Source organism: Pseudomonas sp. MN1F (assembly GCF_009391885.1).
Lineage (GTDB): Bacteria > Pseudomonadota > Gammaproteobacteria > Pseudomonadales > Pseudomonadaceae > Aquipseudomonas.
The window spans coordinates 42,786-53,862 of sequence record NZ_VZII01000064.1; the positions used below are offsets into that span (position 1 = coordinate 42,786).

General features: G+C 62.4%; 9 protein-coding genes and 2 tRNA genes. 7 read left to right on the top strand and 4 right to left on the bottom strand.

Going from position 1 to position 11,077, the window contains the following annotated elements; all coding sequences use genetic code 11:
• Positions 1–40 precede the first annotated feature (40 nt).
• The 4 genes from F6X59_RS27155 (at position 41) to F6X59_RS27170 (ending at position 2,770) form a co-directional block, all read left to right on the top strand.
• Positions 41–1,009: a GTP 3',8-cyclase MoaA gene (locus F6X59_RS27155; protein WP_152959150.1), complete on the top strand. Its 969-nt coding sequence runs from the start codon at positions 41–43 to the stop codon at positions 1,007–1,009.
• A 66-nt stretch (positions 1,010–1,075) separates the two neighbouring features.
• A complete protein-coding gene (locus F6X59_RS27160) occupies positions 1,076–1,681 on the top strand; it encodes a DUF4823 domain-containing protein (RefSeq protein ID WP_152959151.1) in 606 nt (201 codons plus the stop codon).
• Positions 1,682–1,691: 10 nt separating this feature from the next.
• On the top strand, positions 1,692–2,252 hold the full coding sequence (locus F6X59_RS27165) for a DUF1285 domain-containing protein (protein ID WP_152959152.1): 561 nt from the start codon (positions 1,692–1,694) through the stop codon (positions 2,250–2,252).
• A 101-nt stretch (positions 2,253–2,353) separates the two neighbouring features.
• Positions 2,354–2,770, top strand: a complete 417-nt coding sequence (locus tag F6X59_RS27170; RefSeq protein ID WP_372240556.1) for a cupin domain-containing protein — start codon at positions 2,354–2,356, stop codon at positions 2,768–2,770.
• A gap of 82 nt (positions 2,771–2,852) precedes the next feature.
• Here the strand turns inward: F6X59_RS27170 and F6X59_RS27175 are convergent.
• Both F6X59_RS27175 and F6X59_RS27180 read right to left on the bottom strand, forming a co-directional pair.
• Positions 2,853–2,928, bottom strand: a tRNA-Asn gene (locus F6X59_RS27175).
• A 62-nt stretch (positions 2,929–2,990) separates the two neighbouring features.
• Positions 2,991–4,187, bottom strand: coding sequence for an amino acid aminotransferase (locus F6X59_RS27180; RefSeq protein ID WP_152959153.1), 1,197 nt, complete (start codon positions 4,185–4,187; stop codon positions 2,991–2,993).
• A gap of 287 nt (positions 4,188–4,474) precedes the next feature.
• Here F6X59_RS27180 and uvrB point away from each other — a divergent pair, with 287 nt between their 5' ends.
• Complete coding sequence (gene uvrB, locus F6X59_RS27185; protein ID WP_152959154.1) at positions 4,475–6,490, top strand: excinuclease ABC subunit UvrB; 2,016 nt, start codon at positions 4,475–4,477, stop codon at positions 6,488–6,490.
• Between the two features lie 57 nt (positions 6,491–6,547).
• Here the strand turns inward: uvrB and F6X59_RS27190 are convergent, their stop codons facing one another.
• Both F6X59_RS27190 and F6X59_RS27195 read right to left on the bottom strand, forming a co-directional pair.
• Positions 6,548–8,098 (bottom strand): MDR family MFS transporter, encoded by a 1,551-nt coding sequence (locus F6X59_RS27190; RefSeq protein WP_152959155.1) that lies wholly within the window; start codon positions 8,096–8,098, stop codon positions 6,548–6,550.
• Entirely contained in the window at positions 8,088–9,143 is a 1,056-nt protein-coding gene (locus F6X59_RS27195; RefSeq protein ID WP_152959156.1) for an HlyD family secretion protein, read from the bottom strand. The genes F6X59_RS27190 and F6X59_RS27195 overlap by 11 nt, the downstream gene beginning before the upstream one ends.
• Before the next feature lie 142 nt (positions 9,144–9,285).
• On the opposite strand from F6X59_RS27195, the gene gltX reads away from it, so the two are divergent.
• Together gltX and F6X59_RS27205 are read left to right on the top strand one after the other, a co-directional pair.
• Positions 9,286–10,767, top strand: a complete 1,482-nt coding sequence (gltX, locus tag F6X59_RS27200) for a glutamate--tRNA ligase (RefSeq protein ID WP_152959157.1) — start codon at positions 9,286–9,288, stop codon at positions 10,765–10,767.
• Positions 10,768–11,000: 233 nt separating this feature from the next.
• Positions 11,001–11,076 (top strand) — tRNA-Ala (locus F6X59_RS27205).
• The last annotated feature ends 1 nt before the right edge of the window (position 11,077 follow it).

Consider the following 11,077-nt stretch of genomic DNA (forward strand, 5'->3'; position numbering starts at 1 on the left):
AGTTTTGCCGGCCCCGATTCATCCAATGCCGGAGTCATCCATGATCGTCGATCGTCAAGGCAGGCGTTTTCGCAACCTGCGCGTCAGCCTGACGGCTGCCTGTAACTACGCCTGCAGCTACTGCGTGCCGGATGGCAAGCGCCTGGTCGCGGCCCAGGATGAACTGTCGGCGGAAAGCTTGGCGCGCGGTGTGGCCTATCTCATCGAAGCTGCCGGTATCGAGCGTTTGCGCATTACCGGTGGCGAGCCGCTGGTCAGCCCTCGGCTGGATGCCTTTCTGGCGGCGGTGTCGAAGCTCGACCTTGACGACATCACGCTGACCACCAACGGGCAGCTGCTCGCGCGCAAGCTGCCGCAACTGCAAGCGGCCGGCATTCGCCGTTTGAACGTGTCCCTCGATACCCTCGACCCCCAGGCATTTCGCCGCATCGCCCGTGGCGGTGATCTGGCCAGCGTGTTGGCAGGCATGGACCAGGCCAGTGCCATGGGCATGCGGATCAAGGTCAACATGGTGCCGATGCGTGGTCAGAACCTCGATCAGGTGCTGCCGATGCTCGACTACTGCATGGCGCGTGGTTTCGAGCTGCGTTTCATCGAGCTGATGCGCATGGGCCACCTGGCCCGGGACAACAATGCGTTCCTGCAGCAGTTTGTCGGGCTCGATGCATTGCTCGATGTGATCGGCGGCCGGTATGGCTACCAGCAGGTCGACGCGCCGCTGGATGCCACGGCGCTGCGCTACCAGATTCCCGGGCGTGGCCATTTCGGCGTCATCGCCAATGAAAGCGTGCCGTTCTGCCGCACTTGCTCGCGCCTGCGTCTGTCCTCTACTGGCTGGCTGCACGGCTGTCTGTCTTCCGGCAATCGTCACTTTGTCGGCGATCTGCTGGAAAAGCCCCGCCATCAGGCCCTGCCAGGCTTGCAGCGGCTGCTGGTAAAAGCTTTGGCAGACAAGCAGGAGCTGGCGTTTTCCGGGGGGGTAACAGTGATGAAGGTGATTGGCGGCTGAAGCTGGCGCAAAAGCTGCATCCGCCGGCTATTCGCCGGTTTTTCGTCACCGGCCACTGGAGGAAAGATGCGTAGCCTGGTTTTGCTGCTGACGCTGATGGCGTTGGGCGGTTGCATGAATGTCAGCGATATGGGCGAGGGCGTCCGTTACCACATGAGCGATGCCGGCTTGCTGGACCACAGCGATACCCGTCGTACCCTGTCGATTCGCCTGCAGCCTGATTCGTTCATCTTCATCGGCCAAGGCGCATTCATGCCGCCAGGCAAGGGCCCGGTGCCGAAGCAGAATGCGGTGGCCGAAGAGGCGTTCAAGAGCTTCGTCGAGTATTTCCCGCTGGTGCGTCGCGCCCAAGGGCCGCTGGGGCTTGAGGAAGCGATCGCCCAGGCCCGCTCGGTGGGCGCCGACTATGTGCTGTATACCCGCTTCGCCCGCACGGATGACCGTATCGGTAATGGCGACGAATGGTATGACGAGCAGGCCGTCGACCGCGTGGGTTGGGACACCGGTGTCGTGCAGATGATGCTGATCGAGACCAACACGCGTTACCTGATCGACACCGCACGGATCAAGAGCCGTGGCGGTTTGTTGACGTTCCACGACCAGTCGCCGCAGGATTTGCTTGGCGCACCGATGCGCGAGTACGCTCGTAGCCTTCTGGGCATGAGCGAGTGAGGGCAGGGTGATGACGGATGCCGGCAAGGCCAACGATCTATTGGCGCAGATCCCCACGCACAAGGGGCTGCCGCCGGTGCATCTGTGGAACCCGGATTTCTGCGGCGATATCGACATGCGTATTGCCCGCGATGGTACCTGGTACTACTTGGGTACACCCATCGGGCGTAAACCGATGGTTCGCCTGTTCTCCACGATCATTCGCCGCGATGGTGATGACTATTTTCTGATCACCCCGGTGGAGAAGGTCGGCATCCGCGTCGATGATGCGCCATTCGTGGCCGTGACGCTGGAGGTGCTGGGCAGTGGTGAGGCGCAGGTGCTGCGCTTTACCAGCAATGTCGAGGATCAGGCCGAAGCGGGGCCGCAGAACCCTTTGCGGGTCGAGATCGATCCCGATACTCAGGAGCCGTCGCCTTATGTGCTGATGCGCAGCAATCTCGAGGCGTTGATCCATCGCAATGTGTTCTACCAATTGGTCGACCTGGCAGTGGTGCGGGTGATTGATGGCGCGCAATGGCTCGGGGTATGGAGCCATGGTGTGTTTTACCCGATCGGGCGCAATTGCTGAGCGCGCTCCCGACTGGCCCCCTGCTTTTTCTCCTGATTGGCCGTTTGCGCCCTGTGCCACTGGGCCTAACCTGCAGGCACTTGCCAATCAGGAGAACCCCCGTGAAATCTGCCAAATTTTCTTTTGCCTTGCTCATTGCCGCTGGCCTGTTCGGTGGTCAGTCCGCAGCCTGGGCCCACGGCGACGCTGCTGACCAGGTAACAGTCCTGCAGCAACAACAACCCTCGAATGCCCCGGGCAAGAGCGCTGTCATGCTCACGGTCAGCTATGCCCCCGGGCAGGCCTCGCCTGCCCACCAGCATCCGGGGGCGGTCATGGCTTATGTGCTGGAAGGCGCAGTGGTGTCAAAGCTCAATGATGAGCGGGAGAAGACCTACAAGGCCGGCGAATACTGGTACGAAGCGCCTGGCACCGTACACAGGGTGTCGCGCAATGCCAGCAAGACCCGGCCTGCAGAGTTGCTGGTATGGAGTTTGGTGGATGATGGCAAGCCAGTGACCGAGCCGGTTGGAAACTGATGTCGGGGCTGGCGAGGGATTTTCGTCGCCAGACAACGAAAAAGCCCCCGATGCTTGCGCATTCGGGGGCTTTCTCAGTGTTTGGCTCCGCGACCTGGACTCGAACCAGGGACCCAATGATTAACAGTCATTTGCTCTACCGACTGAGCTATCGCGGAATCTGCGCGTATCTTACCGATTGCCAGGAGGAAGTCAAGCGACCTCCTGACAAATCAATCAGTTACAGCACTTCAACGATGGCTTTGGTAACCACGTGAATGTTGCTCTGGTTCAGCGCGGCGACAGCGATACGACCGGTGTCCAGGGCGTAGATGCCAAAGTCGTTCTTCAGGCGAGCAACCTGCTCAACGGTCAGGCCCGAGTAGGAGAACATGCCCACCTGGCGGCCGACGAAGCTGAAGTCGCGGTTGGCGCCGTATTCGGCCAGCAGCGATACCATCTGCTTGCGCATGCCATGGATGCGCTCGCGCATCTCGCCCAGCTCGGCTTCCCACATCTGGCGCAGTTCGGCACTGTTCAGCACGGTGGCGACGATGGTTGCGCCGTGGGTCGGCGGGTTGGAGTAGGTGGTGCGGATCACGCGCTTGACCTGCGACAGCACGCGGGTGCTTTCGTCTTTCGAGGCGGTGACGATCGACAGTGCGCCAACGCGCTCGCCGTACAGCGAGAACGACTTGGAGAACGAGCTGGAGACGAAGAACTCCAGGCCTGACTCGGCGAACAGGCGCACGGCGAAGGCGTCTTCGGCGATGCCGTCACCGAAGCCCTGGTAGGCCATGTCGAGGAATGGCACGTGGCCCTTGGCCTTGACCACTTCCAGAACGTTTTTCCAGTCGTCCAGTGTCAGGTCGACGCCGGTCGGGTTGTGGCAGCAGGCGTGCAGCACGACGATCGAGCCGGACGGCAGGGCGTTGAGGTCCTCGAGCATGCCGGCGCGGTTGACGTCGTTGCTCGGGGCGTCGTAGTAACGGTAGTTCTGTACCGGGAAACCCGCGCTTTCGAACAGCGCACGATGGTTTTCCCAGCTCGGGTCGCTGATGGCCACCACGGCATTCGGCGAAATGCGCTTGAGGAAGTCGGCGCCGATTTTCAGAGCGCCAGTGCCGCCAACGGCCTGCACGGTGACCACGCGGCCAGCGGCCAGCAGTGGCGATTCGGCCCCGAACAGCAGTTTCTGCACGGCCTGGTCGTAGGTGGCGATACCATCGATCGGCAGGTAGCCGCGCGAGGCGTGCTGGGCAGCACGCTGGGTCTCGGCTTCGATCACGGCGCGCAGCAGCGGAATGCGGCCTTCCTCATTGCAGTAGACGCCTACGCCCAGGTTGACCTTGTCGGTACGTGGGTCGGCGTTGAATGCTTCGTTGAGGCCCAGGATAGGGTCGCGGGGTGCCAGCTCGACAGCGGAAAACAGGCTCATTGTTACTTCGGCTCTGATTGGAGAGTGATAGGGCGTACACGCTCCAGCCGAATGCACTGAAGCGGTGCACAAACGGGGAGTCAGTATAGTGATACCGACCGGTCACTGCGACAGCTTGGCGCAGGTTTTCCGGCGATTTGCGCAAATATTTTTTGACCATTGGTCGAAATGCCCGGTCCACCGTAATGCACGCTCACAGCCTGGCCTTGATTCCGGCCCCCGGCGGGCGCATTTGGGTATAGACTACTGGCTAAATTTACAGTTGCTGCGTTACCGCGAGGTCCGTCATGTCCGAGTTCCAGCTCGTCACCCGTTTCCAGCCGGCCGGCGACCAGCCCGAGGCCATCCGCCAGATGGTCGAGGGTATCGACGCGGGCCTGTCGCACCAGACCCTGCTCGGGGTGACCGGTTCGGGCAAGACCTTCAGCATCGCCAACGTCATCCAGCAGGTGCAGCGGCCAACCCTGGTGCTGGCGCCGAACAAGACCCTGGCGGCGCAACTGTATGGCGAGTTCAAGGCATTCTTCCCGAACAACGCAGTCGAGTACTTCGTCTCCTACTACGACTACTACCAGCCAGAGGCCTATGTGCCGTCGTCGGACACCTTCATCGAGAAGGATGCCTCGATCAACGACCACATCGAACAGATGCGCCTGTCGGCGACCAAGGCGCTGCTGGAACGGCGCGATGCGATCATCGTCACCACGGTGTCGTGCATCTACGGCCTGGGCAGCCCCGAGACCTACCTGAAGATGGTCCTGCACGTCGACCGCGGCGACAAACTCGACCAGCGCGCCTTGTTGCGCCGGCTGGCCGACCTGCAATACACCCGCAACGAGATGGATTTCGCCCGTGCCACGTTCCGTGTGCGTGGGGATGTGATCGACATCTTCCCGGCCGAATCCGACCTTGAGGCCATCCGCATCGAGCTGTTCGACGACGAGGTCGAGAATATCGCCGCCTTCGACCCGCTGACCGGCGAGGTCTTCCGCAAGCTGCCACGTTTTACCTTCTACCCCAAGAGCCACTACGTGACCCCGCGGGAAACCCTGCTGGAGGCGGTGGAGGGCATCAAGGTAGAACTGAAGGACCGGCTCGAGTACCTGCACAAGGCCAACAAGCTGGTCGAAGCCCAGCGCCTGGAGCAGCGCACCCGTTTCGACCTGGAGATGATCCTCGAGCTGGGTTACTGCAACGGCATCGAGAACTACTCGCGCTACCTGTCCGGGCGCCCGGCCGGTGCGCCGCCGCCCACGCTCTACGACTACCTGCCGCCTGATGCCCTGCTGGTGATCGACGAGTCCCACGTCAGCGTTCCGCAGGTCGGCGCCATGTACAAGGGCGACCGCTCGCGCAAGGAAACCCTGGTCGAATACGGCTTCCGCCTGCCGTCGGCGCTGGACAACCGGCCGATGCGCTTCGACGAGTGGGAGGATGTCAGCCCGCAGACCATTTTCGTCTCCGCCACCCCAGGCCCCTACGAAGCCGAGCATGCTGGCCGGGTGGTGGAGCAGGTGGTACGCCCGACCGGCCTGGTCGACCCTCAGGTCGAGATTCGCCCGGCGTTGACTCAGGTGGATGACTTGTTGTCGGAGATTCGCAAACGTGTCGCGGCAGGCGAACGGGTGCTCGCCACCACGCTGACCAAGCGCATGGCCGAGGACCTCAGTGATTACCTGGCCGACCACGATGTGCGAGTCCGTTACCTGCATTCGGACATCGACACCGTGGAGCGCGTGGAGATCATCCGCGACCTGCGCCTGGGCACCTTTGATGTGCTGGTGGGCATCAACCTGCTGCGCGAAGGCCTGGACATGCCCGAGGTATCGCTGGTGGCGATTCTCGATGCCGACAAAGAGGGCTTCCTGCGTTCCGAGCGCTCGCTGATCCAGACCATCGGCCGCGCCGCGCGGAACCTCAATGGCCGGGCGATCCTGTATGCCGACAACATCACCGGCTCCATGCAGCGTGCCATCGACGAGACGGAGCGGCGCCGCGAGAAGCAGATCGCTTTCAACCAGGCCAATGGCATCGTGCCCAAGGGCGTGGTCAAGGACATCACCGATATCATGGAAGGCGCCACCGTGCCCGGCGCGCGCAGCAAGAAGCGCAAGGGCATGGCCAAGGCAGCCGAGGAGAGCGCCCGTTACGAGGCCGAGCTGCGCACGCCGGGCGAGATCACCAAGCGCATCAAGCAGCTGGAAGAGAAGATGATGCAGTTTGCCCGCGACCTGGAATTCGAAGCCGCCGCGCAACTGCGTGACGAAATTACCCAGCTGCGCGAGCGCCTGATCACCAGCTGATTAACCGTTGGCTGTACCGGCCTCTTTGCCGCACCGCCGCGAAGAGGCCGGTACAGACTAATGAGCTTCCCCAGCCTTCAACCCTTCCGGCAGCTTGCGGGTCAACAACACCGCCACCATGCTTACCGCCAGCCCGATCCCGACAAAGTGGAAGGCATCGTTGTAGGCCATGATCAGCGCCTGCTGGTGGGCAATCTCGCTCAGTTTGCCCAGCGCCGCATTGTCGTTGCCCAGCCGTTCCGCCAACTGTGCCAGCCGTTCGGCCACCTGCGGGTTGCTCGGCACCACCGACTCCCTCAGGTAATCGAAGTACACCTTGGTCCGCGCATCCAGCAAGGTCGCCAGCAAGGCAATGCCGATCGCACCGCCGAGGTTGCGCAGGATGTTGAACAGGCTTGAAGCCGACCCGGCATCCTGAGGCTGGATGTACGCTGTGGCGATCAGCGAAATGGTCACCATGATCATTGGCTGGCCGAGGGCGCGGATGATCTGGATGTGGTTGAACTGCGGCCCGGCAAAGTCCGGGTTCAGCACCCCCGAACCAAAGCTGGCGACACCGAACAGGCAGAAGCCGAGGGCGCACAGCAACTTGGGCGACACCACCTTCATCAGCTGCGGCACCAGCGGAATCAGAAACAGCTGCGGGATGCCCATCCACATGATCACTTCGCCGATCTGCAGGGCGTTGTAGCCCTGGATCTGTGCCAGGTACAGCGGCAGCAGGTAGATCGACCCATAAAGCCCCACGCCCATGCCCAGGCTGGCAATGCTCGACAGGCCGAAGTTGCGGTTGCCGAGGATGCGCAGGTTGATCAAGGGGTGTGGCTTGGAAAGCTGCAGGATGACGAAGGTGATCAAACTGATCAGGGCAACAGCTGCCAGGCTGACGATCAGGTTGGACTCCAGCCAGTCCTTGCGGTGGCCCTCTTCAAGGAAAACCTGCAGGCAGCCCAGCCCCACGCCGAGGGTGACGATGCCGGCATAATCGGTGCTTTTCAGCAGTTCCCAGTGCGCTTCCTTCTTCTCCAGCCCGTAGAGCAGGCCGGCGATCATCACCAGCCCGGGCGGGATGTTGATGTAGAAGATGTACTCCCAGCCCCAGTTCTCGGTCAGCCAGCCGCCAAGGGTCGGCCCGATCGACGGGGCGAACGTGGCGGTCATGGCGAACATGGCCATGCCTTTGGCACGGTGGTGCTCGGGCAACTTGATCAGGGTCAGGGTGAACGCCAGCGGGATCAGCGCGCCGCCAGTGAAGCCCTGCAGGGCCCGGAACAGGATCATGCTCTCGAGGTTCCAGGCCATCGAGCACAGCAGCGAGGACAGCAGGAAGCCGGCAGACACCCACACCGCCAGGCGCCGCGCCGACAGCAACTGCACCAGCCAGGCGGTCAGCGGAATCATGATGATCTCCGCCACCAGGTACGAGGTGGAAATCCACGAGCCTTCCTCCAGGGTCGCTGACAGCGCGCCCTGGATATCCTTGAGCGAGGAGTTGGTGATCTGGATGTCCAGCACCGCCATGAAGGCACCCAGCATCACGCTCATGACCGCGATCCAGTCGCGCCGGGTCGGCTCCGCAGTCGGGCGGAGCAGTTGATCACCGGCCATCGTGGCCTTCGTCTTCGCGGCGCAGGTCGACGGTGGCGGTGACCGACATGCCGGGGCGAATACGCCCATGCAGCGGGTTGTCGGCGGCGAACGTCAGCTTCACCGGAATGCGCTGCACCACCTTGGTGAAGTTGCCGGTGGCGTTGTCTGGCGGCAACAGGCTGAACTGCGCGCCGGACGCAGCGAACAGGCTGTCGACGCGGCCTTCGATCGGGGTGTCGGGGTAGCTGTCGAACAGCAGTTCGGCGCGCTGGCCGGGTTGCATCTTGCCGATCTGGGTTTCCTTGAAGTTGGCCTGCACCCAGATGTGTTCATCGGGCACGATCGACAACAGGTAGGCGCCGGCCTGCACTACCTGGCCGTTGCGGGCATTGCGCTGGCCGATGGTGCCGCTCAGCGGCGCGCGGATCTCGCAGCGGCTCAGGTTCAGTTCGGCCTGGGCCAGGTCGGCGCGGGCATTGGCGATCTGCGCGTCGAGGCGCTTGAGGTCGGCATTCAGGGCGTTGATCTGCTGGCGTTGGCTTTGCAGGTCGGCGCGGGCCTTGTCGACCTGGGAGCCGGCCACGTGGCTGTCTGCCGACAGGGTGGTCACCCTTTCTTCAGAGATGAAGCCGGGCTTGCGCAGTTTTTCGGCGCGGTTCAGGTCCAGGCGCGAGCGGTCGAAGGTGGCCTGGTTGGCGGCCACCTGTGCCTGACCGGCGGCGATCAGGCTGCCTTGTTGGGTCAGCCGGCTTTGCGCCTGGGCATATTCGGCTTCGCGGGTGGCCAGGGCGGCGCGGGCGCGCTCAATGGCCAGCTCGAAGTCGGCGGCCTCCAGGCGCACCAGCAGGTCGCCTTTGTTGACGTGCTGGTTGTCGTCGACCCGGACCTCGTCGATGCGTGCGCCGAGCTGGCTGGAGATACGGGTGATTTCGCCCTGCACGTAGGCGTTGTCGGTGCTCTCGTAGAAACGGCCTTTGAAATACCACTCGGCCAGGAAGGCGAGGGCGATGAGGGCCACCAGGGTGAAGAAGATCGCCAGGCGGCGTTTGAGTTGGGCAGGCATGAGGACTATCGTTCCAGAAATGTAATTAAATTTAACAGCGGCAGATGGCCATCCGACAAGTGTCGTTCGCGCCATTGCTGGAGCCCGGTGCCTGCTCCCTGCTAACATCCCGCCTTTGTTTCATCTTTCGTTCGAGACTCTCATGACCACCGTTCGCACGCGTATCGCGCCATCGCCCACTGGCGACCCCCATGTCGGCACCGCCTACATCGCCCTGTTCAACTACTGCTTTGCCAAGCAGCACGGCGGTGAGTTCATCCTGCGTATCGAAGACACCGACCAGTTGCGCTCCACGCGCGAGTCGGAACAGCAGATCTTCGACGCCTTGCGCTGGCTCGGCATCGAATGGAACGAAGGCCCGGATGTCGGCGGCCCGCACGGCCCGTACCGGCAGAGCGAGCGTGGCGAGATCTACGCCAAGTACGCCAAGGAGCTGGTCGATGCCGGCCATGCCTTCTACTGCTTCTGCACCGCCGAAGAGCTGGAGCAGATGCGCGCCGAGCAGATGGCCCGTGGTGAAACCCCGCGCTACGACGGCCGTGCCCTGCTGTTGAGCGCCGAAGAAGTGCAGCGCCGCCTGGCCGCTGGCGAGCCGCACGTGATCCGCATGAAGGTGCCGAGCGAAGGCATCTGCGTGGTGCCGGACATGCTCCGTGGCGATGTCGAAATTCCATGGGACCGCATGGACATGCAGGTGCTGATGAAGAACGACGGCCTGCCGACCTACTTCCTGGCCAACGTGGTCGATGACCACCTGATGGGCATCACTCACGTCCTGCGTGGTGAAGAGTGGCTGCCGTCGGCGCCGAAGCTGATCAAGCTGTACGAGTACTTCGGTTGGGAGCAGCCGAAGCTGTGCTACATGCCGCTGCTGCGTAACCCGGACAAGTCCAAGCTGTCCAAGCGCAAGAACCCGACGTCGGTGACCTTCTACGAGCGCATGGGCTTCATGCCCGAGGCCATGCTCAACTACCTGGGCCGCATGGGCTGGTCGATGCCGGACGAGCGCGAGAAGTTCTCCCTGGCCGAGATGGTCGAGCACTTCGACCTGTCGCGCATTTCCCTGGGTGGCCCGATCTTCGACATCGAGAAGCTGTCCTGGCTCAACGGCCAGTGGCTGCGTGAGTTGCCGGTGGAAGAATTCGCGGCGCGCGTACAGAAGTGGGCGTTCAACAGCGACTACATGATGAAGATCGCCCCGCATGTGCAGGGCCGGGTCGAGACTTTCAGCCAGGTCGCCCCGCTGGGTGGTTTCTTCTTCGAAGGCGCGCTCAAGCTCGATGCCAAGCTGTTCGAAAGCAAGAAGCTGTCCGCCGACCAGGTGCGCCAGGTGATGCAGCTGATCCTGTGGAAACTGGAAAGCCTGCGCCAGTGGGAGAAAGAGCGCATCACCGGCTGCATCCAGGCCGTGGTCGAAGCGCTGGAACTGAAGCTGCGTGACGCCATGCCGCTGATGTTCGCCGCCATTACCGGCCAGGCCAGCTCGGTGTCGGTGCTCGATGCCATGGAAATCCTTGGCCCTGACCTGACTCGCTACCGTCTGCGCCAGGCCCTGGACCTGCTCGGTGGTGTGTCGAAGAAAGAAAACAAGGAATGGGAAAAGCTGCTGGCGACCATCGCCTGAGGCTTGCCCATGGCACTTGCAGGAGCAGGCTCGCCTGCTCCTGCGGGAGCGAATACCCCCAGGCAGCGGGGCAGGGCGGTAAGTGATTGTTATCTGTGAAAAAAATTTTGAATATTTTCAAAAATTAGTTTGACAGCCCTGCAATCCGATCTTAATATGCGCCCCGTCCACAGCGATGAACGAAAACGAAACGCCAGGCACCCAGCCAGCGCTTCTGTTCAGAGCGACATTGTGGGGCTATAGCTCAGCTGGGAGAGCGCCTGCATGGCATGCAGGAGGTCAGCGGTTCGATCCCGCTTAGCTCCACCAA

Coding starts and splice junctions, on each gene's coding strand:
- gltX (WP_152959157.1), top strand. CDS start 9,286: ATGACCACCGTTCGCACGCGTATCGCGCCATCGCCCACTGGCGACCCC.
- F6X59_RS27190 (WP_152959155.1), bottom strand. CDS start 8,098: ATGGCCGGTGATCAACTGCTCCGCCCGACTGCGGAGCCGACCCGGCGC.
- F6X59_RS27195 (WP_152959156.1), bottom strand. CDS start 9,143: ATGCCTGCCCAACTCAAACGCCGCCTGGCGATCTTCTTCACCCTGGTG.
- F6X59_RS27160 (WP_152959151.1), top strand. CDS start 1,076: ATGCGTAGCCTGGTTTTGCTGCTGACGCTGATGGCGTTGGGCGGTTGC.
- F6X59_RS27180 (WP_152959153.1), bottom strand. CDS start 4,187: ATGAGCCTGTTTTCCGCTGTCGAGCTGGCACCCCGCGACCCTATCCTG.
- F6X59_RS27165 (WP_152959152.1), top strand. CDS start 1,692: ATGACGGATGCCGGCAAGGCCAACGATCTATTGGCGCAGATCCCCACG.
- F6X59_RS27155 (WP_152959150.1), top strand. CDS start 41: ATGATCGTCGATCGTCAAGGCAGGCGTTTTCGCAACCTGCGCGTCAGC.
- uvrB (WP_152959154.1), top strand. CDS start 4,475: ATGTCCGAGTTCCAGCTCGTCACCCGTTTCCAGCCGGCCGGCGACCAG.